The 24807-nt window shown below is 71.3% G+C and carries 26 protein-coding genes and 1 tRNA gene; 20 read left to right on the forward strand and 7 right to left on the reverse strand.

What is annotated here, in order from left to right:
- Positions 1–10 precede the first annotated feature (10 nt).
- A complete protein-coding gene (locus RS82_RS08000; RefSeq protein WP_211255889.1) occupies positions 11–1123 on the forward strand; it encodes an FUSC family protein in 1113 nt (370 codons plus the stop codon).
- An 18-nt stretch (positions 1124–1141) separates the two neighbouring features.
- Here RS82_RS08000 and RS82_RS08005 read toward each other — a convergent pair whose 3' ends face one another.
- Positions 1142–1960, reverse strand: a complete 819-nt coding sequence (locus RS82_RS08005; RefSeq protein ID WP_045298104.1) for a class I SAM-dependent methyltransferase — start codon at positions 1958–1960, stop codon at positions 1142–1144.
- Between the two features lie 70 nt (positions 1961–2030).
- Here RS82_RS08005 and RS82_RS08010 point away from each other — a divergent pair, with 70 nt between their 5' ends.
- A complete protein-coding gene (locus RS82_RS08010) occupies positions 2031–2780 on the forward strand; it encodes a phosphoglyceromutase (protein ID WP_045298107.1) in 750 nt (249 codons plus the stop codon).
- Between the two features lie 104 nt (positions 2781–2884).
- Here RS82_RS08010 and phoU read toward each other — a convergent pair whose 3' ends face one another.
- Positions 2885–3565, reverse strand: coding sequence for a phosphate signaling complex protein PhoU (gene phoU, locus RS82_RS08015; RefSeq protein ID WP_045298109.1), 681 nt, complete (start codon positions 3563–3565; stop codon positions 2885–2887).
- Between the two features lie 165 nt (positions 3566–3730).
- Here phoU and RS82_RS08020 point away from each other — a divergent pair, with 165 nt between their 5' ends.
- Both RS82_RS08020 and RS82_RS08025 read left to right on the forward strand, forming a co-directional pair.
- On the forward strand, positions 3731–5155 hold the full coding sequence (locus RS82_RS08020; protein ID WP_245619547.1) for a sensor histidine kinase: 1425 nt from the start codon (positions 3731–3733) through the stop codon (positions 5153–5155).
- Positions 5152–5835, forward strand: coding sequence for a response regulator transcription factor (locus RS82_RS08025; RefSeq protein WP_045298111.1), 684 nt, complete (start codon positions 5152–5154; stop codon positions 5833–5835). The genes RS82_RS08020 and RS82_RS08025 overlap by 4 nt, the downstream gene beginning before the upstream one ends.
- A 64-nt stretch (positions 5836–5899) precedes the next feature.
- Here RS82_RS08025 and RS82_RS08030 read toward each other — a convergent pair whose 3' ends face one another.
- Positions 5900–6367: a DNA modification methylase gene (locus tag RS82_RS08030; RefSeq protein WP_084695524.1), complete on the reverse strand. Its 468-nt coding sequence runs from the start codon at positions 6365–6367 to the stop codon at positions 5900–5902.
- Positions 6368–6512: 145 nt separating this feature from the next.
- On the opposite strand from RS82_RS08030, the gene RS82_RS08035 reads away from it, so the two are divergent.
- Complete coding sequence (locus RS82_RS08035; RefSeq protein ID WP_045298114.1) at positions 6513–6995, forward strand: CarD family transcriptional regulator; 483 nt, start codon at positions 6513–6515, stop codon at positions 6993–6995.
- A 107-nt stretch (positions 6996–7102) separates the two neighbouring features.
- Positions 7103–8305: a 2-C-methyl-D-erythritol 4-phosphate cytidylyltransferase gene (gene ispD, locus RS82_RS08040; protein ID WP_045298115.1), complete on the forward strand. Its 1203-nt coding sequence runs from the start codon at positions 7103–7105 to the stop codon at positions 8303–8305.
- A 21-nt stretch (positions 8306–8326) separates the two neighbouring features.
- Here ispD and RS82_RS08045 read toward each other — a convergent pair whose 3' ends face one another.
- On the reverse strand, positions 8327–8794 hold the full coding sequence (locus RS82_RS08045) for a GNAT family N-acetyltransferase (RefSeq protein ID WP_045298117.1): 468 nt from the start codon (positions 8792–8794) through the stop codon (positions 8327–8329).
- A 58-nt stretch (positions 8795–8852) separates the two neighbouring features.
- Positions 8853–9782 carry a DMT family transporter gene (locus tag RS82_RS08050; RefSeq protein WP_045298119.1) on the reverse strand — a complete coding sequence of 310 codons (930 nt, stop codon included), beginning with the start codon at positions 9780–9782 and terminating at the stop codon, positions 8853–8855.
- Positions 9783–9874: 92 nt separating this feature from the next.
- On the opposite strand from RS82_RS08050, the gene cysS reads away from it, so the two are divergent.
- The 3 genes from cysS (at position 9875) to RS82_RS08065 (ending at position 13102) form a co-directional block, all read left to right on the forward strand.
- Positions 9875–11338, forward strand: coding sequence for a cysteine--tRNA ligase (gene cysS, locus RS82_RS08055; protein WP_045298120.1), 1464 nt, complete (start codon positions 9875–9877; stop codon positions 11336–11338).
- A 29-nt stretch (positions 11339–11367) separates the two neighbouring features.
- Positions 11368–12360: a 23S rRNA (guanosine(2251)-2'-O)-methyltransferase RlmB gene (gene rlmB / locus RS82_RS08060; RefSeq protein WP_045298121.1), complete on the forward strand. Its 993-nt coding sequence runs from the start codon at positions 11368–11370 to the stop codon at positions 12358–12360.
- A gap of 100 nt (positions 12361–12460) precedes the next feature.
- Complete coding sequence (locus tag RS82_RS08065) at positions 12461–13102, forward strand: NAD(P)-dependent oxidoreductase (RefSeq protein ID WP_045298122.1); 642 nt, start codon at positions 12461–12463, stop codon at positions 13100–13102.
- A 75-nt stretch (positions 13103–13177) separates the two neighbouring features.
- Here the strand turns inward: RS82_RS08065 and RS82_RS08070 are convergent, their stop codons facing one another.
- Together RS82_RS08070 and RS82_RS08075 are read right to left on the reverse strand one after the other, a co-directional pair.
- Positions 13178–14488 carry a DUF4032 domain-containing protein gene (locus RS82_RS08070; protein WP_045298124.1) on the reverse strand — a complete coding sequence of 437 codons (1311 nt, stop codon included), beginning with the start codon at positions 14486–14488 and terminating at the stop codon, positions 13178–13180.
- Positions 14489–14561: 73 nt separating this feature from the next.
- On the reverse strand, positions 14562–15665 hold the full coding sequence (locus RS82_RS08075) for an ABC transporter ATP-binding protein (protein WP_045298127.1): 1104 nt from the start codon (positions 15663–15665) through the stop codon (positions 14562–14564).
- Positions 15666–15905: 240 nt separating this feature from the next.
- Between RS82_RS08075 and RS82_RS08080 the strand changes: the two genes are divergently transcribed.
- The 11 genes from RS82_RS08080 (at position 15906) to pucL (ending at position 24807) form a co-directional block, all read left to right on the forward strand.
- Positions 15906–16847, forward strand: coding sequence for a DsbA family protein (locus RS82_RS08080; RefSeq protein WP_045298130.1), 942 nt, complete (start codon positions 15906–15908; stop codon positions 16845–16847).
- Between the two features lie 38 nt (positions 16848–16885).
- A tRNA-Thr gene (locus RS82_RS08085) sits at positions 16886–16961 on the forward strand.
- 66 nt (positions 16962–17027) lie between these two features.
- Positions 17028–17984, forward strand: a complete 957-nt coding sequence (locus RS82_RS08090) for a DMT family transporter (protein ID WP_045298132.1) — start codon at positions 17028–17030, stop codon at positions 17982–17984.
- A gap of 120 nt (positions 17985–18104) precedes the next feature.
- Positions 18105–19388: a DUF6986 family protein gene (locus RS82_RS08095; protein WP_045298326.1), complete on the forward strand. Its 1284-nt coding sequence runs from the start codon at positions 18105–18107 to the stop codon at positions 19386–19388.
- On the forward strand, positions 19385–20197 hold the full coding sequence (locus tag RS82_RS08100; RefSeq protein WP_045298134.1) for a bifunctional allantoicase/(S)-ureidoglycine aminohydrolase: 813 nt from the start codon (positions 19385–19387) through the stop codon (positions 20195–20197). The genes RS82_RS08095 and RS82_RS08100 overlap by 4 nt, the downstream gene beginning before the upstream one ends.
- Before the next feature lie 26 nt (positions 20198–20223).
- A complete protein-coding gene (allB, locus tag RS82_RS08105; protein WP_045298136.1) occupies positions 20224–21573 on the forward strand; it encodes an allantoinase AllB in 1350 nt (449 codons plus the stop codon).
- A gap of 58 nt (positions 21574–21631) precedes the next feature.
- Positions 21632–22546, forward strand: coding sequence for an HpcH/HpaI aldolase/citrate lyase family protein (locus RS82_RS08110; protein WP_245619548.1), 915 nt, complete (start codon positions 21632–21634; stop codon positions 22544–22546).
- A gap of 38 nt (positions 22547–22584) precedes the next feature.
- Positions 22585–23055, forward strand: a complete 471-nt coding sequence (gene bcp, locus RS82_RS08115; RefSeq protein ID WP_045298331.1) for a thioredoxin-dependent thiol peroxidase — start codon at positions 22585–22587, stop codon at positions 23053–23055.
- A 30-nt stretch (positions 23056–23085) separates the two neighbouring features.
- The gene (gene uraD / locus RS82_RS08120; protein ID WP_045298138.1) at positions 23086–23583 is read left to right on the forward strand and encodes a 2-oxo-4-hydroxy-4-carboxy-5-ureidoimidazoline decarboxylase; all 498 of its coding nucleotides are present in this window, start codon (positions 23086–23088) and stop codon (positions 23581–23583) included.
- Positions 23580–23906: a hydroxyisourate hydrolase gene (gene uraH, locus RS82_RS08125; RefSeq protein ID WP_045298140.1), complete on the forward strand. Its 327-nt coding sequence runs from the start codon at positions 23580–23582 to the stop codon at positions 23904–23906. The genes uraD and uraH overlap by 4 nt, the downstream gene beginning before the upstream one ends.
- Before the next feature lies 1 nt (position 23907).
- A complete protein-coding gene (pucL, locus tag RS82_RS08130) occupies positions 23908–24807 on the forward strand; it encodes a factor-independent urate hydroxylase (protein WP_045298142.1) in 900 nt (299 codons plus the stop codon).

The following is a 24807-nucleotide window of genomic DNA, read 5'->3' on the forward strand; positions in this document are numbered from 1 at the left end:
GGACTCGGCGGTGAGCGGCGACGGCGAGACCGCCGCGATCACCCAGGTCGTGCCCACGGGCTGGCGCGCCCGGCTGGACCTTCGCCCGCAGCTGGCGCGCGTGCGCGGGTCGGCGCTCGCCATCCTGCAGATCACGGTCGCGGCGACCGCGGCGTGGGCCTGCGCGCACTATGTCATCGGGCATCCGGCGCCGCTGCTCGCGGCCACGGTGACGATCACCAGTCTTGGCCTGGTGCGCGACGCGCGCCCGCGGCGCGTGCTCGAGACGGTGGTCGGGATGCTCGTCGGCATCCTCGTCGCCGAGGGCTTCGTCGTGGTCGTCGGCCCTGGCTGGTGGCAGCTCGCACTCGCCCTCGGGGTGACGCTGCTGGTCGCCCGGTTCCTGTCGCCCTATCCGCCTTTCGCGATCATGGCGGGCGTCCAGGCGTGCATCGTGATGTCGCTGCCGGCGACCGAGCCGTTCTCCCGGCTCATCGACGGCGCGGTGGGCGGCGTCGCCGCCCTCGCGGTGACCGCGCTCATCCCGCGCAATCCCCGCAGGGAGGAGGCGCGCGACGGGCACGCGGTCTTCGCGGCTGCGGACGCGGCGGCGCGCACGATCGTGCAGGCGCTGCGTCGGGGCGACGCGCTGCGGGCCGCCCGCGGCCTGGAGAAGGCGCGCGCGATCGCCCCGCGCATCGACGAGTGGCGCGCCTCGCTGGACTCCGGCCTCGCCGTCGCAGGATTCTCGCCCTGGCTGCGCCCGCAGCGGGCAGAGCTGCGCCGGCACCACGCGGTGCTGCAGGCGATGGACTTCGCCACCCGCAACCTCCGGGTGGTCGCCCGTCGCGCCGTGTACCTGTGCGACGACGGCCAGCGGCGTCCGGTGCCGGCCGAGGTGCTCGCCGAGCTCATGCGCGCCGCGGAGCTCGTGGGCGAGAGCCTCGACGACATCTCGCTGCAGCCGGCAGCGCGCGAGGCGGCGCGAGCGGTGGCCGTGCGCCTCGACCCGGCGCGGATCCTCCCGGACGGTTCGCAGGGCGAGCAGAACCTCATCACCGCGATGCGACCGTTCGCGGTCGACCTCCTCACCGCGACCGGCATGTCGTCCGCCGAGGCGCGTGCGGTGCTGCCCCGCGTGTGACGGACTGCGCGCCGCGCCTCAGCGCGGGGCCACGGCATCCCACGGCACGGTGACCTCGCCCAGGCGCCACCGCGACCGCTCGAGGACCGGCCACCCGCCGTCGACCAGCGCCGACAGCGCTGTGCGCCAGCGATGCACCGGGCCGAAGGGCGACACACTCGCCGCGCGTTCCCACTCCGCGTCGAGGGCCGCAAGGAACGCGTGCACGGGCTCGCCGGGGACGTTGCGGTGGATGAGGACCTTCGGGAGCCGCTCCGCGGCGATGGACGGATGCTGCAGCCCCGCCAGCCGCAGCGACACCGTGAGGGTGCGCGGCACGGCGTCGGGGCCGAGTGCGACCCAGGTCGCGATGCGCCCGATCTCGTCGCACGTTCCCTCGACGAGGAGTCCGTCCGGCGCGAGGCGCGCGCACATCGTCGCCCACGCCGCCGCGACCTCCGACTCGTCGTACTGACGGAGCACGTTGAACGCCCGTACGACCGCCGGGCGGCGCCCGCCGGCTGTGGGCACCTCGAAGCCGCCGCGCGCGAACGACACGAGTGCATCGGCGGCGAACGACGTGCCGCCCGCGCGGACCTGCTCCAGCTGGGCCCGCGCCCGCGCGACGCGCGAGGGATCGATCTCGAGGCCGAGCACCTCGACGTCCGGCCGTACGCGGACGAGGCGCGCGTACAGCTCCAGCGCCGTCACGCCGCTCGCGCCGTAGCCCAGGTCGACCACGAGCGGATCGTGGGCCCGGCGCAGAGCGGGATGCCGCGCGATCCAGCGATCCACGCGCCGCAGCCGGTTGGTTCCGGTGGTGCCGCGCGTGATCTGCCCGACCGGTCCCCGCGCCATGTCTCCATGATGCCAGCCGCACCCGTCACAGCATCGGGAGGCGGCCCCCGGCGCCGATATCATGGGGCGCATGACCGCGCCCTACACGCTGATCCTCCTCCGACACGGCCAGAGCGAGTGGAACAAGACCAACCAGTTCACGGGCTGGGTCGACGTCCGCCTCACCGACCAGGGCAAGGCCGAAGCCCAGCGCGGCGGCGAGCTGCTGGCCGATTCCGGCATCCTTCCCGATGTGCTGCACACCTCCGTGCTCAGCCGCGCCATCCAGACCGCCGACATCGCCCTCGACGCGGCCGACCGCCTCTGGATCCCGGTCAAGCGCTCGTGGCGCCTCAACGAGCGCCACTACGGCGCTCTGCAGGGCAAGGACAAGGCGCAGACCCTCGAGGAGTTCGGCAACGAGCAGTTCATGCTGTGGCGCCGCTCGTTCGACGTCCCGCCGCCGCCGCTGGCCGCCGACGACCAGTACAGCCAGGTCGGCGACCCGCGCTACGTGGGCATCGACGGCGAGGTGCCCGACACCGAGTCGCTCAAGATCGTCATCGACCGCATGCTGCCGTACTGGCACAGCGACATCGTCCCGGACCTCAAGGCCGGCAAGACGGTGCTCGTGACGGCGCACGGCAACTCCCTGCGCGGACTCGTGAAGCACCTCGACGGCATCAGCGACGCCGACATCGCCGAGCTCAACATCCCCACGGGCATCCCGCTGGTGTACCGCCTCGACGAGAACCTCAAGCCTCTCGGCCCGGGCGAGTACCTCGACCCTGAGGCCGCCGCTGCCGGCGCCGCCGCGGTCGCGAACCAGGGCAAGGCCTGATCTCGAACAGCGCAGAAGAGCGGATGCCTCCCCACGAGGCATCCGCTCTTCCTTTTCTTCGCCTTCGCAGCGGCAGCCCCCGGCTGCAGGCCGCGTGACGGGCTTCAGAGAGACGGGGCGACGACGTCGATCGTGTCGGTGCTCGACGTCCAGTCTCCGGTCGACAGGTACGCGACCTTCTTCGCGACCGAGACCGCGTGGTCGCCGAAGCGCTCGTGGTAGCGGCTGGCGAGCGTGGCATCGACGGTGGCCGACGGATCGCCCTGCCAGCTGTCGCTGAGCACCTTTTCGAACACCGAGACGTGCAGCTCGTCGAGCTTGTCGTCGGCGTTGCGGATCTCGTCGATGAGGTCGCCGTCCTGCGTGCGCAGCAGTTCGGTGAGCTGGCGTGCCGCCTCGACGTCGAGTTCGCCCATCTTGAGGAAGGTGGACTTCAGGCCCTTGGGGATGGCCCGCTCGGGGAAACGCATGCGGGTGAGCTGGGCGATGTGCTCGGCGATGTCGCCCATGCGCTCGAGCGACGCGCTCATGCGCAGAGCGCTGACGACGATGCGCAGGTCGCGTGCGACCGGCTGCTGGCGGGCGAGGATCTCGATGGCGAGCTCGTCGAGCTCGACGGCCTTCTCGTCGATGACCGCGTCGGCCTCGATGACCTCCTCCGCAAGCGCCACGTCGCTCGTCCCGAACGCGCGCGTCGCCTTGTCGATGGCGATCGTGACGAGCTCGGCGATCTCGACGAGACGCCCCTGCACGTCCTCGAGGGACTGGTGGAAGACTTCGCGCATTCCGACGCACCTTTCATGGTCTGGGAGGGCTTGCGCCCGCGCCCGGCCGATTGTCGCCAGGGAAGGTTAACGGACGGTGCCCCCGTGGTGAACAGTACCCGGCGCGGGTGCCCAGGTCCCGGTCACGGTCCATTGTCGCGCGCGACGTGCCCCTACGCTTGAGGCATGGACACGACGCAGCTCGCGCTGCTCGCCCTCCTCGCGGGGATCATCATCGGCGGTTCGATCTCCGCCGTCATCGTCGCGTCGATGCGCGCGCGTGACCGCGCACATGCGGAGGGATCGATCGAGATCCCTGACGGCGTGCGGGGCGTCCTTCACGGCATGGACGATGCCGCCGTGGTGGTGGACGCGTCTTTCACGGTGCTGGCTGCTTCCTCCGCCGCCGCGGCGTTCGAGCTGCTCGAAGGCGGCACGCTCCCGACCGACGAGCTGCGGACCCTCGCGCGCCGCGTGCGGACCACCGACGCCGAGGTCACCGAAGCGAGCGCGACGGAGACGATGCGGCTGCGCCGTGGCGCGCCGCCGGCCGAGCCTCGCCTCGTGGCCGTGCGTGCGTCCCGCATCTCGCCGCGGCTCACCCTCCTCGTGCTGCGCGACATCTCCGAACGCGAACGCGTCGAGGAGATGCGGCGCGACTTCGTGGCGAACACGAGCCACGAGCTCAAGACACCCGTCGGCGCAGTGAGCCTGCTCGCCGAGGCGATCGAGTCGGCGGCCGACGATCCGCCGCAGGTGCGGATCTTCGCGATGCGACTGCAAGCGGAGGCCAACCGGCTCGCGCTGCTGACCTCGCGCATCATGAACCTGTCCCGGCTGCAGGCAGCGGATGAGCTCCCGCAGCAGGACGTCTCGATCGACGAGGTCGTGGCATCCGCCCTCGACGCGCACGCGATCCAGGCGGACTCCGCCGGCGTCGAGGTGATGCGCGGCGGTGCGCGCGGGCTCTACGTGCATGGCGACGCGCAGGTGCTGAGCGAGGCGGTCGGCAACCTCATCGCGAACGCCATCGCGTATTCGCCGCGGGGCTCGAGCGTCGGCGTCGGTATCAAGGCCGTCGACCGCATCGTCGAGATCGCCGTGACGGACCGCGGCATCGGCATCGCCGAGGGCGAGCAGGACCGCGTCTTCGAACGCTTCTACCGGTCCGACCCCGCGCGCGCCCGCCGCACCGGCGGCAGCGGGCTCGGCCTCTCCATCGTCAAGCACGCGGTGCAGCGGCACGGCGGCGAGGTGCGCCTGTGGTCGCGCCCTGGCCGCGGATCCACGTTCACGATCCGCCTGCCCCAGATCGACGCGCCCGCCCTCGAGCCGGCGCCCAAGCGCGGGCGCAAGAAGAAGCGGCCCGCCGTCGCTGACATGCCGGCCACAGAGGCTGCGCCCGCCGAAGTCCCGGCACCGTCGGCCTCCGCCCCCGCTCGGGGCGCGAAGAGCGCTCCGGCCGCCCCCGGGGCGAAGCCCGCCGCTTCCGCCCGCGCGGCCAAGGCCGCGGCACCCGACCGCGCGGCCAGGTCCGCCGCGCCCAAGACTCCCGTCGGTCCTGCCGGCGGCCAGAACCCCGCATCCGTCGCGAATGGAGACCCCGCATGACCCGCGTCCTGATCGTCGAGGACGAGCCAGACCTCGCCGACCCGCTCGCCTACCTCCTTCGCCGCGAAGGCTACGAGGTCGAGATCGCCGAGGACGGCCCGACCGCCCTGACCGCGTTCCGCGAGCGCGGCGCCGACATCGTGCTCCTCGACCTCATGCTGCCCGGAATGCCGGGCACCGAGGTGTGCCGCCAGATCCGGATCAGTTCGGCCGTGCCGATCATCATGCTGACCGCGAAGGACTCCGAGGTCGACATCGTGGTGGGTCTCGAGCTCGGCGCCGACGATTACGTCACCAAGCCGTACTCGGCCCGCGAACTGCTCGCCCGCATGCGCGCCGTGCTGCGCCGGTTCTCGCAGATCGACGCCGACCTCGAGGACCGTGTGCTGGAGGGCGGCCGCGTCGTGCTCGACATCGACCGTCACACGGTCGCCGTCGAGGGCGGCGAGATCAACATGCCGCTCAAGGAATTCGAGCTGCTCGAGGTGCTCATGCGCAACGCCGGGCGCGTGCTCACGCGCGGCCAGCTCATCGACCGCGTGTGGGGGAGCGACTACTTCGGCGACACCAAGACCCTCGATGTGCACATCAAGCGGATCCGCTCCCGCATCGAGAAGAACCCCGGCGCGCCGGAGATGCTGGTCACCGTGCGGGGCCTCGGCTACCGCTTCGAGGGCTGAGCCGCAGCGCACGAAAGAGGGCGCCCCTCGCGGGGCGCCCTCTTCTCGCGTGCGCGAGCGTCGCTCAGGGAGCGAGCGGCGCGAGGTAGTTGAGAGTCCCGTCCAGGACGGGCACCGAGACGAGCGCGCCCTCGGAGTCGCCGGACTGGAAGAACGTGGTGACATCGGTGCCGGGGAGGGCGTCGAGGTCCTCGACGAGCAGCGGCTCGTCCTCCTCCGAACCGAGGCTCACTGTCGTGTTGGCGGGAACCCGCACGGTGAGCGTCGGGCCGCCTTCGCCGAACTCGATGTTGAGGGTGTGCGAGTCCTCGGTCTGGTTGATCAGGGCCGCGACGAAGTTGCCCTCGGACCCGTCCTCGTTGGCGACGATCTGGGCGTTGCGAACCTCGATCGGGCCGGCCTCGTGGACGTTCGTGCCCTCCGCCGCCGAATACGGGATCGTGGTCGCCTGCGGCGAGATCATGCTGCACCCGGTCGTCGTGAGGACGAGTGCGCCCCCGATGGCCAGCGACGCGATGAGGCGGCGGTTCACGGATCCTCCATAAGACGGATGACGGTTCTCCAGCATTCTAGGGGCTCGCGATGTGCCGCGCGGAGCACCGCCGCGGCCGCAGGGCGGAGAACCTTAGCGTATTTCGCCTGTGGTATCCTGGAGGTTGCCGAAAGGACATAACTCCATGCTTTTTGAGGTTGGCGAGACGGTCGTCTACCCCCACCACGGGGCGGCTACGATCATCGAGGTCAAAGACCGGATCATCAAGGGCGAGACGAAGAAGTACCTGAAGCTCAACGTCACGCAAGGTGATCTCATCATCGAAGTCCCCGCAGAGAACGTCGACCTGGTCGGCGTCCGAGACGTCATCGGCAAGGAGGGCCTCGACAAGGTCTTCGAGGTGCTGCGCGCTCCCTTCACGGAGGAGCCGACCAACTGGTCGCGCCGCTACAAGGCGAATCTCGAGAAGCTCGCCTCCGGCGACGTCATCAAGGTGAGCGAGGTCGTGCGCGACCTCTGGCGCCGCGATCAGGACCGCGGCCTGTCGGCCGGAGAGAAGCGCATGCTCGCCAAGGCGAAGCAGATTCTGATCTCCGAGCTCGCTCTGGCCGAGAAGACCGACGAAGAGAAGGCGAGCGTCCTTCTCGACGAGGTCCTCGCGAGCTGAGACTCCTGGAACGGCGCCCCGATGGGGCGCCGTTCTGCTGTGCGCACCCGATTCCGACTGGGCAGCACGCGCACAGCGTCGCCCGTCGATCGCGATAGCGTGAGCGGGTGAGCATCACTCCCGTCCCGCGCGTCGGCGTCATCGTCGTGGCCGCCGGGTCCGGCACCCGGCTGGGCGCTGGAGCGCCGAAAGCGTTCGTCGGCATCGACGGGAGCAGCATCCTTCGTCACGCCCTCAGCGGCGTCTTCGCCGCCCCGCTCGCGCAGGTCGTGATCGTCGCGCCCGCCGGGCGCGAGGGCGATGCGCTGAGCGAGGCACTGGCCACCGCGGGGGACCGTCGAGAGCTGGTGTCGGTGGTCGCGGGCGGCGACACGCGGCAGGCCTCCGTGGCCGCCGGTCTTGCAGCCCTGTGGGCCGATGTCGAGGTCGTGCTGGTCCACGACGCAGCGCGCGCCCTCACCCCGGCCGACGTCTTCGAGCGCGTCATCGCGGCGATCGACGGGGGCGCGGCAGGCGCGATCCCCGTGCTCCCGGTCATCGACACGCTCAAGCGCGTCACGGGTGACGAGATCGTCGCCGCGGTCGACCGCGCCGAGCTCGCCGCCGCGCAGACGCCGCAGGGGTTCCGGCGCGACGTGCTCGACACGGCATACGCCGCCGCCGCGGCGGACTTCACCGATGACGCGGCCCTGGTCGCCGAGTCCGGGCACCCCGTCGCGGCCGTGCCGGGGCATCCTCTGGCTTTCAAGATCACCACCGCGGCGGACCTCGATCGCGCGCGCCACCTGCTCGCCGAGCCTGCGCCGCACCCGGCGGCACACCTCGGCGGCGTGCCGGCGCTTCCGCGCGTCGGCGTCGGCACGGATGTGCACGCGTTCGGCGGCGAGGGGACGCTGTGGCTCGCGGGGCTCGAATGGGCGGGTGAAGCGCCGCTGTCAGGGCACTCCGACGGCGACGCCGTGGCGCACGCGATCGTCGACGCGCTGCTGGCCGCCGCGGGCCTCGGCGACATCGGCACGCACTTCGGCACGGATCATCCCGAGTACGCCGGCGCGCACGCGGACGCGTTCCTGACGCGCACCGTAGCGCTGCTCGGGGAGGCGGGCTGGCGTGTCGGCAACGTCTCGGTGCAGGTGCAGGCGAACCGTCCACGCTTCTCCGCGCGCCGCGCAGAGGCCGAGCGAACGCTGTCGGCCGCACTCGGCGGCGCACCGGTGTCGGTCTCTGCGACGACGACCGACGGCCTCGGGTTCACGGGGCGGGGCGAGGGCGTTTCCGCCTTCGCCGTCGCCCTCGTCGTTCCGGCCTGACCGCTCCGCGCCCGTCGGTCGTCAGAGCGCGCGCGTCATGAACACCGAGAACGGGTCGAGCGCGTAGTCCTCGAAGGGGCCGCAGAAGACGAAGCCCTCGCTCTCATAGAGGCGCTGCGCGGGGACGAAGTCCTCGGTGGTCCCGGTCTCGAGCCAGAGGCTCGACATGCCGCGCCGTCTGGCCTCCTCGACGATGTGGCGCAGCAGCGCACGGCCGACCCCGGTGCCGCGGAACCGGTCATCCGCGCGCATCGACTTGATCTCGCCGCGGTGCGCATCGAGCGACTTCAGCGCGCCGACGCCAGCCAGTTCGCCGTCGATCCACGCCGTCCAGACCGAGAGGGACGGATGCCGCAGTGCCTCGATGTCGAGCGCGTGTACGCTCTCGGAGGGAGAGTTGTCGTGCATCCCCGCCAGGTGCAGGGCGATGAGGCGCCGGGTGGCTTCGCCGCTCAGGTCGTCGGTGCGGATCTCGATGGTGCGCTGCATGTCGCGCCCAGTGTGCCACGCGCCGGTTTCCGTGGTGTTTCCTGCCGCCGGCGCGGTTTCACGCCTCGACGGCGTAGGGAGCGGGGTCGCGCGGGGACCGGGATCCCCACGCGAGGAGGGCGAGCCCGGCGGCGAGCACCACGAGCCCGACGATCGCGAGTGCCGACAGCCGCTCGCCGAGCACGACGATGCCGAGCACGCTTGCGGTCAGAGGCTCGCCCAGCGTGAGCGTCGCGGCGGTGGCCGCGGTGAGCCCGCTGAGGCCCCACGTGAACAGCACGTACGCGATGGAGATGGTCGCGAGGCCCAGCCACAGCGCCATCACCGCACCTGATGTCGTGCCGAGCCATGAGAGGTCCACGAAGGGGAGTGCGAAGGCACAGATGATGGCCGAGCTGGCGCCCATGGCGCCGACGACCGTGAAGGGATCCCAGCCGTCGTCGAGCAGGCGACGCTGCGCGTTGGCGATGACCGCGAACGAGGCGCCCGCGCCGATGGAGCCGAGCAATCCGAGAGGATCCGTGCCGCCGGCCGTGCCCGCTTCGCCGCCGAAGCCGAGCAGCACGACGCCGACCGTCGCGAGCGCTGTCGCGCCCATCCACGTGGGTGTCGGCATCCGTCGCGTGAGCGCCCATTCCAGCAGGCCCGCGAGGATCGGGGCGGAGCCGAGGGCGACGACCGTGCCGACCGCGACGCCGTTGCGCGCCGTGCCGAGGAAGAAGAGAGGCTGGTACAGCGCGAGGCACGCGCCCGTCAGCACCATGAGCAGCACGGGCCGGGCGCCCCAGCGCGGCCGCACCGTACCCGCGGGCAGGCGTCGGGCATGCCGTGCGGCGAGCGAGAACGCGATGATCGCGAGTCCCGTGCCGCCGATCACCATGCGCATGACACCGATCGACAGGGGAGTGGTGCCCGCAGGACCGAGCGCCTGCGAGGTGCCGGTCGTGCCGAACAGCAGCGCGGCGGCGAGGACGGCGAGCACATGCACCCACCGTTTATATCGGAATCGGCGCCATCGACCGGCATCACCCCTGCGGGCTCGCTCAGGGTCGGCACGGCACCCGCCGGTAGGCTGGTGCGGTGACGGTTCAGTTGTACGACACCAAGGCGCAGACCCTGCGCGATTTCGTGCCCCTCGACCCCGGCAACGTCACGATCTACGTCTGCGGTCCGACGGTGCAATCCGGGCCGCACATCGGGCATCTGCGCGGCGCGCTGAGCTTCGACATCCTGCGCCGCTGGCTCACCCACCGGTACGGCCGTGTCACCTTCGTCCGCAACGTCACGGACATCGACGACAAGGTGCTCGCGAACGCGTCGGACGGTGAGCCGTGGTGGGCGCTCGCCTACCGCATGGAGCTCGAGTTCACGCGCGCCTATACCGCGATCGGCATCCTCCCGCCGACGTACGAGCCTCGCGCGACGGCATCGATCCCGCAGATGCAGGAGCTCATCCAGCGCCTCATCGAGGCAGGCCACGCCTACGCCGCCCCTTCGACCGGATCAGGGACAGCAGAGACGGATGCCGCCGGCGACGTCTACTTCGACGTCCGGTCGTGGGCGGACTACGGGTCGCTCACGAACCAGTCGATCGACGCGATGGAGCCCGCCGCCGACGCCGATCCGCGTGGCAAGCGCGACCCCCGCGACTTCGCCCTCTGGAAGGGCGCCAAAGCGGACGAGCCGACATCTGCGACCTGGTCGTCTCCGTGGGGCGCCGGCCGGCCGGGCTGGCACATCGAATGCTCCGCCATGGCGCGCCGCTACCTCGGTGCCGAGTTCGACATCCACGGCGGCGGGCTCGACCTGCGCTTCCCCCACCACGAGAACGAGCTCGCGCAGTCCACGGCCGCCGGCGACGGCTTCGCGCGGTACTGGGTGCACAACGGCCTCGTGACGGTCGGCGCCCAGAAGATGTCGAAGTCGCTGTTCAACTTCGTGCTCGCCGAGGACCTGCTGCGCGAGCGCGACCCGCTCGTGGTGCGCTACGCCCTCGCGGCGGCGCACTACCGGTCGAGCCTGGACATCACGACCTCGACGTTCGACGAGGCCGAGGCGGCGCTCGAGCGCATCCGCACCTTCCTCGAGCGAGCGCTGCGCACTCTTCGGGGAACGGAGGACGTGCGGGTGGATGCTGCCGTCCCGAAGGCGTTCGCGTCAGCCCTCGATGACGACCTCGGGGTGCCGCAGGCGCTCGCCGTGCTGCACGAGACCGTGCGTGACGGCAACACCGCGCTCGACGCGGGGGACCGCGACGCGGCTCTGCGAGCGTTTGCCGACGTCGCGGTGATGGCCGGCGTGCTCGGCATCGACCCCCTCGACCCGCACTGGCGGTCGACGGACGCCTCGGCCGAGGCATCCGCTCTCGACGCCTTGGTGAAGACGATGATCGCCCAGCGCGCCGACGCGCGCGCGGCCAAGGACTGGGCGGCCGCCGACCGCATCCGCGACGCGATCGCGGCGGCCGGCATCGCCCTCGAAGACGGTCCCGACGGGACGCACTGGAGTGTCGCCGACACTCCCCGCCCGGCGGAGAACAACTGACGGGCTGCGGCCCGCACGAAGGAGAACTGATGGCGAAGCCAGGACGCCCCGGCGCCAGCAAGGGCAACAAGAAGGGCCCCACCAAGGGCACCGGCGGTAAGAACAAGCGGTCCCTCGAGGGCCGAGGGCCGACTCCCAAGGCCGAGGATCGCGCATGGCACCCTGCCGGCAAGCGCAAGGCCGCCGCTGAGCGGTACGCCGCTGCGGGCGGCACGGGCAAGCCGGGGCAGTCCGCGCCGCGGTCGTCGCGCCCCGCGAAGAAGGACGACGACACCGAGACCGTGACCGGTCGCAACTCGGTGCTGGAGGCCCTCCGCGCGAAGATCCCCGCGACCGCGTTCTACATCGCGCAACGCGTCGAGATGGACGACCGGGTCAAGGAGATGCTCGCGATCGCCACCCACCGCGACATCCCGGTGCTCGAGGTCACACGCCCGGAGCTCGATCGCATGGCGGGCTTCGACGGCGTGCACCAGGGTGTTGCGCTCAAGGTTCCGCCGTACGAGTACGCCCACCCACAGGATCTGCTCGAGAAGGTGATCGACGCGGGGCAGACGCCGCTGTTCGTCGCGCTCGACGGCATCACCGACCCGCGCAACCTGGGTGCGATCCTGCGCTCGACCGCCGCCTTCGGCGGGCAGGCGGTCATCGTGCCGCAGCGCCGGTCCGCGAGCGTCAACTCGGCCGCGTGGAAGACGAGCGCAGGTGCGGCCGCGCGCGTCCCGGTAGCGCTCGCCTCCAACCTCACCGCGATGCTCAAGGATTTCAAGAAGCAGGGCGTGTTCGTCCTCGGCCTCGACGGCGGGGGAGACGTCTCCCTGCCGGCCCTCGAGCTCGCCGACCGGCCCGTCGTGATCGTGGTCGGCTCCGAGGGCAAGGGCCTCTCGCGGCTGGTGACCGAGACCTGCGACCAGATCGTGTCCATCCCGATCTCGTCGAGCACCGAGTCGCTCAACGCCGGCATCGCGGCATCCGTCGCGCTGTATCAGGTCTCGACGCTTCGGGGCACCACTCCCGCCTGAGTCCGCGTGTGACGCGCGCGGGAACAACTCCGCGCAGCGCTCACGTTCCCCCCTGCAGAGCCGGCGATGGCCGGCGACACCACCCGTCGAAAGGCAGCACATGGCACGCATCGCCGTCATCGGAGGCTCGGGATACGCCGGCCGTCACATCGTCGCCGAGGCGGTGAGCCGGGGCCACAGCGTGCTCTCGATCGCTCGCCGCATCCCCGCCGAGCGCCACGCCGGGGCGATCTACGTCGAAGGATCGCTGACCGACGTCCCCGATCTCCTGGCGCAGATCGAGGGCGTCGATGTGGTCGTATCGGCGGTCGCACCGCGCGGCGACATGCAGGGGCTCGTGCGCCCGAACATCGCGGCGCTCGCCTCTCTCCTGCCCGAGGGCGTTCGCCTCGGCGTGATCGGCGGGGCAGGCGGCAGCCTCGTCACAGAGGGCGGCGAGCGGGTCGTCGACCTTCCCTCGTTCTCCGAGGACTACAAGGCGGAGGCTCTCGAGGCGATCGGCGTCCTCGAGGACCTCAAGGAGGGGCCGGAGTCGCTGGACTGGTTCTACATCCACCCGGCGGGCGGCTTCGGCGCGTACAACCCGGGCGAGCGGACCGGCGAGTACCGCACCGGCGGCGACGTCATCGTCACCGACGCGGAGGGCGAGTCGTACATCTCGGGCGAGGACCTCGCGGTCGCGATCGTCGACGAGATCGAGAACCCGCAGCACCCCCGTAAGCGGTTCACCGTCGGGTACTGACAGCCGCGAATCGCGAAAGGGCATATCTCCGCCGGGGATATGCCCTTTCGCGATCGGTGCGGCCGAGGACGGACGTCAGACCAGGTCGCGCCAGTCGATGTCGTCGTCGTCATCGTCATCGATGACGGGGTTCGACGACGTGATGATGGAGAGCGACACGGTCTCAGTGGGCGGACCCATCAGGGTCGCCTCGTCGCGGCGGTGGCGCAGCACGTTGTCGATGTAGCTCGTCAGCGCCTCGGCGAGGGGCACCGACTTGCCCTTGGCCTGGGACAGGTACCAGCGGTGCTCGAGCAGCTGGTGGAACACCTCTGCGGGCTCGAGCTTCGAGCGCAGGTCCCAGGGGATTGCCTTGACGACCGGCTCGAACACCCGGGTGAGCCACTCATGGGCGACCATCTCCTCGTCGTCGCCGAGGCGTGAGATGCGCACGCGGAACTCGTCGAGGTCGTTGAGGAGACGCCGGGCCTGATTCTCCTCGACGTCGAGCCCCGTGAGGCGCAGCAGGCGCCGCTGATGGTGGCCCGCGTCGACGACCTTCGGCTGGATCGACACGCGCGTGCCGTCGGCCGTGGCCTGGATCGACATCTCGCCGATGTCGAATCCGAGGTCGTTCAGCCGCTGGACGCGCTCCGTGAGCCGATACGCCTCGTCGGCGCGGAACGTCTCCTCGTCGGTGAGTGCGGCCCACAGCGAGTGGTACGCCGACACGATGCCGTCGGCGATCGCGATCGCGTCGACGCCGCCCTCGAGGCGACCGCCGGCTTCGAGGTCCATGATCTCGCCCGCGATGTTCGTGCGGGCGACGTCGAGGTCGTGTGCGCGCTGGCCAGGGGTCAGGCCGCTCTCGTGCAGCTCGCCGGTCTCGGCGTCGACGAGGTAGGCGGCGAACGCGCCCGCGTCGCGACGGAACAGCGTGTTCGACAGCGACACGTCGCCCCAGAAGAACCCGACGTTGTGCAGGCGGACCAGGAGCAGAGCGAGCGCATCGACGAGTCGCGTCGCGGTGTCGGGGCGCAGCACCTGCGTGAACAGGGCGCGGTAGGGGAGGGAGAACTTCAGGTGCGCGGTGACCAGAGCCGCGGGAAGCGGCTCCCCCGCGGCATCCGTGCGTCCGGCGATCACGGCGACGCGCTCGACGCACGGCACGTCCAGACGGGCGAGATTGCCGAGCATGTCGTACTCGCGCTGCGCCATGGCCTGCGTCGTCTCCTTGATGGCGACCACGCGGCCCGAGAGGTTGGCGAACCGCACCAGGTGGCGCGAGATGCCCTTGGGCAGGAACACGATGTGGCTCGACGGCCACTCCCCGAGCGGGGTCGACCACGGCAGCGTCAGCAGCCCCGGATCGACGCTCGAGGCGGTGATGCTCAGGGCGTCAGGCACGAACCCTCCTGGAAAAGTGCGACGGCGCGGGGGGAAGAAGCTCCCACCCGCGCCGTCGCGAACGAATCGGCGGTTACGCCGCGGCGATCGCCTTGTCGGTGAGGCGCTCGCCCGACTCGATGTCGAACACGTGGACGTGTCCGGGGACCGGAGCCAGCGTGACCTTGTCGCCGGCGATCGGGTGACGGCGGCCGTCGACGCGCGCGACGATGTCGGTGCGCTTGCCGGCGACGTCGGCGTGACCGTAGAGGTAGCCGTCGGCGCCGAGCTCCTCGACGAGGTCGACCGTGACCGTGAGGCCCTTGCCGTCGGCGGGGGCGACCTGGATGTCCTCGGGACGCACACCGATGGTGACCTCGCTGCCGTGCGCCTTGCCGAGCGTGTCGGCCTCGACGCCCACGACGGTGTCGCCGAACTGCACGCCACCCTCGGCGATGTGCGCCGGGAACAGGTTCATGGCGGGCGAGCCGATGAAGCCGGCGACGAACACGTTGTTCGGCTTCTCGTACAGGTCGCGCGGGGTGCCGACCTGCTGGAGGAGGCCGTCCTTGAGGACCGCGATGCGGTCACCCATCGTGAGCGCCTCCGTCTGGTCGTGGGTCACGTACACCGTGGTGACGCCGAGGCGGCGCTGCAGCGACGCGATCTGCGTACGGGTCTGGACGCGGAGCTTCGCGTCGAGGTTCGACAGCGGCTCGTCCATGAGGAACACCTGGGGCTGGCGGACGATCGCGCGGCCCATGGCGACGCGCTGACGCTGACCACCCGAGAGGGCCTTGGGCTTGCGGGTCAGGTACTCCTCGAGGTCGAGGAGCTTCGCAGCCTCGAGCACGCGAGCGGCGCGCTCCTCCTTGCCGACGCCGGCGATCTTGAGCGCGAAGCCCATGTTCTCGGCGACCGTCATGTGCGGGTACAGCGCGTAGTTCTGGAAGACCATCGCGATGTCGCGGTCCTTCGGGGGGACGTCGGTGACGTCACGGTCGCCGATCAGGATGCGGCCCGAGTTGACCTCTTCGAGGCCGGCCAGCATGCGCAGCGACGTGGACTTGCCGCAGCCCGACGGGCCGACGAGAACCAGGAACTCGCCATCGGCGACCTCGAGGTTGAGCTTGTCCACAGCGGGGCGAGTGCCCCCGGGGTACAGACGGGTTGCGTTGTCAAACGTGACGGACGCCATGTTCTCTTCTCCTTCACCGGCAGGTACGTGCCGGACGATCCGTAGTGAGGAATGAGCGGGGGCTTTACCCGCACGCCCGCCATCGGGCGCAAGGAACAGTATGACACGGCGCGCGCGGAGCTTGCGTCTGGGCATTTCCCAGGGTGGCTGACTAGCATCGTGGACGGCCGCTTTCCCGCCTGGCCAGTGCGAATCCATGGCTGATCCGGATCGCCGCCCCCTTCCGCCCCGAGAGGTTTCATGTCGAGCGACGAGTCACAGAACGCCGCGTCCAGCGAGCGCCGCGACGCCGTGCGCGAGAAGGCGCAGCAGGTGAAGGCGCGCCAGTCGCGAGCACGTCTGATCCGACGGACGTCGCTCATCGCCGTCGCCGTCGCGTTCGTGGCCGTCATCGCCGTCGTGGTGACGTGGACCGTCTCGTCGAGCGCATCGAAGCCGACCATGAGCCCCGCCAAAGGCGTCGACGGCGGGTTCGTCGTGACCGATGTCACCGGAGCGGGCGTCGCCGACGACTCCAGCGCCGGCGGCCTGGTCGAGGGCGAGGCGAGCACGACTCCCGAGACCGAGCCGACTCCCACGGCGACCCCGACCGACGCGCCGGCGGTCGACATCCGCGTGTATGTCGACTACCTCTCGACGGGTTCGCGCGAGTTCCAGCTCGCGAACATGAAGCAGCTCTCGCAGTGGGTCGATGACGGCGCCGCCACCCTGACCTACTACCCGGTGGCCATGCTCACCGCGAAGTCGAACGGCACGAAGTACTCGCTGCGCGCCGCCGGCGCCGCGGCCTGCGTCGCGCAGCACTCGCCCGACTACTTCTTCGCGTTCAACGACGCCCTGCTCCGCCAGCAGCCGGAGGTCGACTCCGACGGCCTCAGCGACGCCGAGCTCGCCGACCTCGCGCAGGCCACCGGGCTCGACGGCCCGAAGGTCGTACGGGCGTGCATCGAGGACCAGTCGTACGCCTCATGGGCGAAGACGGCGACCGAGCAGGCGCTCAAGGAGCTCCCCGGCACCGACGGCGTCGCTCTCACCGGCACGCCGATGGTCCTCGTCAACGGCACGCAGTACGTGGGCAAGCTCGGCGACCCGAAGGAGTTCGCGCAGTTCGTGCTGACGGTGGCGAGCGACGCCTACTACAAGGCGACACCGACGCCGACGCCGACGCCGACGGCACCCTGATCGGGTCCTCGCGCGGGCGCCGCTAGACTGGGCGCTCTGCCGACTTGGCGCAATTGGTAGCGCACCGTACTTGTAATACGGGGGTTACGGGTTCAAGTCCCGTAGTCGGCTCCAGTTTCCGGCGACTCGTCGCCGCGGGTCCGCGCCTCGTGTCGGCTCCCGTCCCACGGGCAGGAGAGGATGGATCGGGTGACCGGACGCCGCCTGCCTGCATGGGTCGGCCTCGGAGGCGCCGCGCTGATCGGCATCCTCACCGCCGTGCAAGCGCGCATCAACGGCCAGCTCGGCGTCCGCATCGGCGACGGGTTCGCCGCCGCCGTGATCTCGTTCGGGTCGGGGCTGATCGTCCTGGTCGTGCTGTCGGCCGCACTGCCGCAGGGACGGCGCGGATTCGGCGCCTTGGTGACGGGGCTGCGGGGGCGGAGGATCCCGATCTGGATGCTGTGCGGCGGCGTCGCCGGCGCGCTCTCGGTCGCCACGCAGTCGCTCGCGGTCGGCATCATCGGCGTGGCCCTGTTCACGGTGGGGGTCGTCGCCGGGCAGACGGTGAGCGGGCTGCTGCTGGACCGCGCCGGTGTCGGCCCGGCCGGTGTCGTGGCGGTGACGCCGGCGCGCCTCGTCGGCGGTGCGCTCGCGGTGCTCGCCGCGGCGGTGTCGCTGGCCGGAGGCGTGCACGCGCCGTTGGTGCTCCTGGTGCTGCCGTTCCTCGTCGGAGCGGGGATCGCGTGGCAGTCGGCGGTCAACGGCCGGCTGCGCCAGCGCGTGGGCACCCCGCTGACGGCGACCTTCGTCAACTTCATCGGCGGCACGGCGGTGCTCGGGGCGGCCGAGCTGATCCACACCGCGATCGCGGGACCCCCGACCTCGTTCCCGTCCGACCCGTGGCTGTACTTCGGCGGGGTCATCGGCGTGGCCTACATCTTCCTCGCGGCAGCTCTGGTGCCTTACACCGGCGTCCTGCTGCTCGGCCTCGGCACCGTCGTGGGACAGGTCGTGACTTCGGTCCTCATCGACGCCCTCTGGCCGACGGAGGCCGCGCCGGCGGTCGGCGCCTCTCTCCTCATGTCGACGCTCGCGATCCTGTCGGTGGTCGTGGCAGCGGTGCCGTGGAGACGGATGCCGCGCCGCGACCGCTGACGCCGCGCACGTCGTCGCCTCACCCCGCGTCGTACTGCGGGGTGGCATGCTGAGACCGTGCCGAAGGGGTCGCAGCCGCACCGCACCCTCCCGTCGCGCGCCGACGACGGTGCTCGACCGCTGGACCGTGCGGCGACCGCGCTGAGGCCCGAGGAACTCATCGGCATCGATCGGCTCCTTGCGGCCGCCGACCGGCTGCTCGCGGACGACTACCCCGGCGACGACGACACGCGCCAGCCCGTGCACACCGTCTACGTGGCCGCCGATCGGTACGCGCCTGCGCTGCCTCGGGAGTGGGGCGCCGCGGCACGGGATGCCGTCGAGGCGCACGGCGGCATGGAGGCCGTCGCCCTCGACCTGGGCGTGCCCGAGGCGTTCGCCGCCGACGTCGCGACGCTCGTCACGGCGAAGCTCGCGTCCGAGCCGATCGAGGACCTGCGCCTCGACCTCGAAGACGGGTACGGCGACCGCGGCGACGAGAACGAGGACGCCGACGTCCGACGCGCAGCTGGGCACCTGCTCGATGCGTTGGCCGGCGGCGAGGCGCCGCCCTTCTTCGGGATCCGCATCAAGGGCCTCGAACGGGCCACGCGGGCACGCGGCATCCGTTCTCTCGATCTCTTCCTTTCGACGCTGCTCGAAGCCGGCGACCTCCCGAAGGGCGTTCGGCTGACTCTGCCGAAGGTGACCACCGTCGCGCAGGTCGAGGCGATGGCGCGGCTCTGCGACCGCCTCGAGCAGCACCACGGGCTCGCGGCCCGAAGCCTGCGGTTCGAGATGCAGGTCGAGACCCCGCAGATCGTTCTCGCCGCGGACGGGACCTCGCCGCTGGCCCGGGCGATCCACGCCTCAGACGGCCGGGTGAGCGGGCTGCACTACGGCACGTACGACTACAGCGCCGCCCTCGGCATCGCCCCGGCCTACCAGTCGCTGGATCACCCGGCGGCCGATCACGCCAAGAACGTGATGCAGGTCGCGGCGGCGCAGACCGGAGTCCGGCTGGCCGACGGCTCGACGAACGTCCTCCCGGTCGGCGACGCGGACGCGGTGCGCGCCGCCTGGCGTCTGAGCGCACGGCTCACCCGCCGTTCGCTCGAGCGGGGCTTCTTCCAGGGCTGGGACCTGCACCCCGCGCAGCTCGTGCCGAGGTTCGTCGCCAACGCGCTCTTCTACCGCGAGGGCTTCGCGCCGGCTGCGGCGCGCCTGCGCGCCTACGTCGACCGGGTCGAGGGCGGGATCCTCGATGAACCCGCCACCGCCCGCGCGCTCGCGACGTTCGTGGCTCGCGGCGTCGCCTGCGGGGCCGTCACCGAGCAGGAGCTGACGGATGCCGCGGGCCTCGATCTCGCCGCCCTCGCCGCGCTCGCGCATCCGCCGCACACCACGACCGAGGGGCACCCATGAGCTACTACACGCCGCAGGGCGGCCTGCCGCCGCAGACCGCGCTCCTCACCGATCGCGCCGTGGTGAAGCCCGCGTACACGTTCATCCCGAAAGGCGTGCTGCGCGACATCGTCACGAGCAGCCTGCCCGGGTTCACAGACACACGATCGTGGATCCTGGCGCGGCCCGTCGCGGGTTCGGCGACGACCTTCGCGCAGCTGATCGTCGAGATCGCACCCGGCGGGGGAGCCGACAGACCCGAGCCCGAGAGCGGGGTCGAGGGTGTCGTCTTCGTCACGGCGGGCACGCTCACGCTCACCCTCGAGGGAGAGCGGCACGCGCTCGACCCGGGCGGCTACGCGTTCCTCGCGCCGGGTGCGGCATGGTCACTGGCCAACGAGGGCGGCGTGCCGGCGACGTTCCACTGGATCCGCAAGGCCTACGAGCCGGTCGAGGGGGTGCCGGCGCCCACGTCGTTCTTCGCGCGCGACCAGGACGTCGAGCCGCGGGCGATGCCTGACACCGACGGTGCGTGGGCGACGACGCGCTTCGTCGATCCCGACGACCTCTCGCACGACATGCACGTCAACATCGTCACGTTCCAGCCCGGCGGGTCGATCCCGTTCGCCGAGACCCACGTCATGGAGCACGGCCTGTACGTCCTGCAGGGCAAGGCGGTGTACCGGCTCAACGACGACTGGGTCGAGTGCGAGGCCGGCGACTACATGCTGCTCAGGGCCTTCTGCCCCCAGGCCTGCTACGCGGGCGGACCCGAGCCCTTCCGATACCTGCTGTACAAGGACGTCAACCGCCAGATCCGGCTCACGTGACGAGGGGCGAACGGGGGAGTCCACACATGAGCGAACGGATGCCGCAGCACGATCTCGTCGTGCGCGGCCGTCGCGTGCTCACCGACAGCGTGTTCCGGCCGTGCGAGATCGGCGTCACCGCTGGGGTCGTCGTGGCGATCGAGCCCCATGGCGCGGGACTGCGCGGACGCGAGGAAGTCGAGCTGCAGAACGACGAGGCGCTGCTGCCGGGACTCGTCGACACGCACGTGCATGTCGACGAACCCGGCCGCACCGAATGGGAGGGGTTCGCCTCGGCCACGAAGGCCGCTGCGGCCGGCGGCGTCACGACCATCGTCGACATGCCCCTCAACAGCGTCCCGCCGACCGTCTCGGTCGAGGCGCTGGAGATCAAGCGCCGGGCCGCACGGTCCCAGGTGTTCGTCGACGTCGGGTTCTGGGGCGGGGCGGTCCCCGGCAACACGCGGGAGCTCGGCCCGTTGCACGACGCCGGGGTGTTCGGGTTCAAGTGCTTCCTGCTGCCCTCGGGCGTGGACGAGTTCCCTCCGCTCGATGCCGCGGAGATGGAGCGCGACATGGCCGAACTCGCCGGGTTCGGCGGGCTGCTCATCGTGCACGCGGAGGACGCGGCGACGATCGAGCACGCCCCCCACGCGCAGGGGGCCCGTTACGACCGGTTCCTCGCCTCGCGCCCGCACACGGCGGAGGACGTCGCCATCGCCGAGGTGATCGACCGCGCGCGCCGCACCGGGGCCCGCGCGCACATCCTGCACCTCTCGTCGTCCGACGCGCTCCCGCTCATCGCCGCCGCCAAGCGTGACGGCGTGCGCCTCACCGTCGAGACGTGCCCGCACTATCTGACGTTGACCGCGGAGGACGTCCTGGACGGGGCGACCGCCTTCAAGTGCTGTCCGCCGATCCGTGAGGCGGCCAACCGCGAGCGGCTCTGGGAGGGACTCGTCGACGGAACGATCGACTGCATCGTCACGGACCATTCGCCCGCCACCATCGACCTCAAGGCGCCCGCCGACGGCGACTTCGCCGTCGCATGGGGCGGTGTCTCTTCACTTCAACTGGGGCTGCCCGTCGTCTGGACCGAGGCCCGCCGACGCGGCATCCCGCTCGAGAAGGTGGTGGAATGGATGTCGGCGCGTCCGGCGGCCCTGACGGGCCTCGCCCGCAAGGGCGGGATCGCGCTCGGCTTCGACGCCGACCTGTCGGTGTTCGCACCCGATGACGGGTTCGTCGTCGACGTCGCCCGTCTGCACCACAAGAATCCCGTCTCGCCGTACGTCGGCCGCGCCCTGTCGGGCGTCGTACGCGAGACCTTCCTGCGGGGCGAGCGGGTCGACTTCGCCGAGCCCCGTGGTCGCCTGCTGCGTCGCGGCGCGGCGTGAGCGCCGACACCGGCCCCCTCCGGCCGGGTGAGACGTGACGATACGGAAGAAGAGTGAGATGTCGGCAGATCCCTATGGCAGCGGTGCAGAAGTCCTCGAGGCGGAGGACGACCTGCGGTCGCTGATCACCCCGCGTCCCGCGCGCCACCGCGCCGTGGACCCGGCGATCGCGCGCTCGTGGCTGCTCGTCCCCGGGACCCGCCCGGACTCGTTCGACGACATGGCGGCGTCGCGCGCCGATGCGGTCGTGCTCGACATCGAGGATGCCGTCGACCCGAGCAACAAGCCGCAGGCGCGGCAGGACGTCACCGACTGGCTCCGTGGCGGCGGCCGTGCCTGGGTGCGCGTCAACGACGCGCTGAGCCCGTTCTGGGGCGAAGACCTCGCGGCGCTCGCGGGCATCCCCACGCTGCTCGGCATCATGCTCGCGAAGACCGAGTCGGCCGACCAGGTGACGAGTTCGTTCGACCGCCTCGGCGGCAACGTCCCCGTGGTGGCGCTCGTCGAGTCGGCGCTGGGCATGGAGGACGCCGCCCACATCGCGCGCGCCCGGGGCGCCTTCCGCCTCGCGTTCGGCAGCGGAGACTTCCGCCGCGACACCGGCATGAGCGCAGACGCCGAGGCGATGGCCTACCCGCGTGCGCGCCTGGTCGTCGCCAGCCGCGTGGGCGATCTGCCCGGGCCGATCGACGGTCCGACGGTGGGCAACAGCATGCCGACGCTGCGCGAGCACTCCGCGATCACGGTCTCGATGGGCATGACCGGCAAGCTCTGCCTCGCTGCCGAGCAGGCCCCCGTCATCAACGAGGTCATCTGCCCCACGCCGAGCGAGGTGCTGTGGGCACTGGACTTCCTGGCCGACTTCGAGGGCCGCGGTCGTGTGGTCCGCGACGGCAGCGACTTGCCCCGGCTCGGCCGGGCGCAGAAGATCGAGAAGCTGGCTCTCGCGTTCGGCGTGCACCCGACCTCGTGACCGGCGACGAGCGAAGAACCATCGAAGGGATGCACGACATGGCCGACATCCGCCTGAGCGAGGGCGACGCGAACCCCGGGTTCGCCCTGCCCGACTCCACCGGCACCGTGGTGCGGCCGGAGGACTTCGCCGGCCGCCGCCTCGTCGTGTACTTCTACCCGGCCGCGTTCACCCCCGGCTGCACGACCGAGGCGTGCGACTTCCGCGACAACCTCGCCTCGCTGCAGGCGGCGGGGGTCGCCGTCGTCGGCGTCTCGCCCGACTCGGTCGAGCGGCTCGCGGAGTGGGCCCAGGCCGAGCAGCTGCAGTTCCCGCTCCTCTCCGACGAGGACCACGCCGTCGCGGAGGCATGGGGCGCGTGGGGCACCAAGGTCGTCAACGGTGAGGAGCGCGTGGGCCTCATCCGCTCGACGTTCGTGCTGGATGCCGACGGCACGGTGCAGTCCGCCGAGTACCGGGTCGACCCCAACGGCCACGTCGACCGCCTCCGCGCCCAGCTCGCCGCCTGAGCCCACCCGCCCGACAGGTACGCCGAAGCGATGGAGCTGGACGCGTTCAACCGCCTCGACGCCGAAGCCGCGCGAGCTGTGGTGCGCCGGTGCGTCGACATCGACCGGTGGGTCGATGCCGTCGTCAGCGGGCGGCCGTATGCGACGACCGCGGACCTCCTCGCGGCGGCGCGCACGAGCGCCGCGCCGTGGACGGTGGCCGAGATCGACGGTGCCCTCGCCCACCACCCCCGCATCGGCGAGCGCGCGAGCGGAGCGGGGGCCGAGGCATCCCTCTCGCGATCCGAGCAGGCGGGGATCGGGATGCCGTCCGCCGACGTCGCCGCCGCGCTCGCCGCAGGCAACCGCGCCTACGAGGAGAAGTTCTCGCGGGTCTTCCTCGTCCGGGCGGCCGGGCGCAGCGCCGACGAGATCCTCGGTGCGCTGAGCGAGCGGCTGGCCCACACTGAGGAGGAGGAGATGCCGGTCGTGGCGGAGCAGCTGCGGCAGATCGCGGTCCTCCGACTGGAAGGGATCATCGGTTCATGAGCCAGATCACGACGCACGTGCTGGATGCTGCGCTCGGAGGCCCTGCCCGCGGCGTCGGCGTCGTGCTGACCACGGCCGACGGGGCCGAGATCGCGTCCGGCGTGACCGACGGGGCGGGCCGGATCTCGGATCTGGGCCCGGAGCGTCTCGACGCCGGCACGTACCGGCTCACGTTCGCGACCGGCGACTTCTTCGCCGCGACGGGGCGCACCACGTTCTACCCGGTCGTGTCGATCGACTTCGCGGTCGCCGACGCCGACCAGCACTACCACGTGCCCCTGCTGCTCAGCCCGTTCGCGTACTCGACCTACCGGGGGAACTGACATGCCCGAGCCCGCGATCGTGCTCGGCGCGAACCAGTACGGCAAAGCCGAGGTGCGACTCGTCCGCATCGACCGGGACGGCCCGCGACACGGGATCACCGACTTCGACGTGACCTCGCAGCTGCGTGGCGATTTCGCCGCGGCCCACATGGAGGGGGACAATTCGCGGATCGTCGCCACCGACACGCAGAAGAACACGGTGTTCGCCTTCGCCCGCGACGGCGTCGGCACGCCCGAGGAGTTCCTGCTCCGGCTGGGACGCCACTTCACAGGGGAGTTCGACTGGGTCACCGGCGGACGCTGGGAGGCCGAGCAGTACACCTGGAACCGCATCCCCGTCGACGGTGCGGGGCACGACCACTCGTTCGTGCGCGGCGGCACAGAGACCCGCACGGCCGTGGTCACGTTCGTGGGAGCCGAGGCGACCGTCATCTCGGGGCTGCGCGATCTCGCGGTGCTGAAGTCCGCCGGGTCGGAGTTCCACGGGTTCGTGCGCGACCGGTACGCGACGCTCGCCGAGACGGACGACCGCATCCTCGCGACGTCCGTCACCGCGAGGTGGCGCTACAACCGCCTCGACGTCGGGTTCGACGAGTCCTACGCCGAAGTGCGCCGTCTGCTGCTCGAGGCATTCGCCCGGACGCACTCGCTCGCGCTGCAGCAGACCCTGTACGAGATGGGTCGGTGGGTCCTAGAGGCCCGCACCGAGATCGACGAGATCCGCTTCTCGATGTCGAACCTGCATCACTTCGCGGTGGACTTGACGCCGTTCGGGCTCGACAACCCCAACGAAGTCTTCTACGCCGCCGATCGCCCGTACGGGCTGATCGAGGCGACGGTGCTCCGCGACGGCGTGCCGGGGAACCACCCCGCGTGGCAGGGGATCGCCGGCTTCTGCTGA

Origin of the sequence: Microbacterium trichothecenolyticum (assembly GCF_000956465.1) — a bacterium.
GTDB classification, from domain to species: Bacteria; Actinomycetota; Actinomycetes; order Actinomycetales; family Microbacteriaceae; genus Microbacterium; species Microbacterium trichothecenolyticum.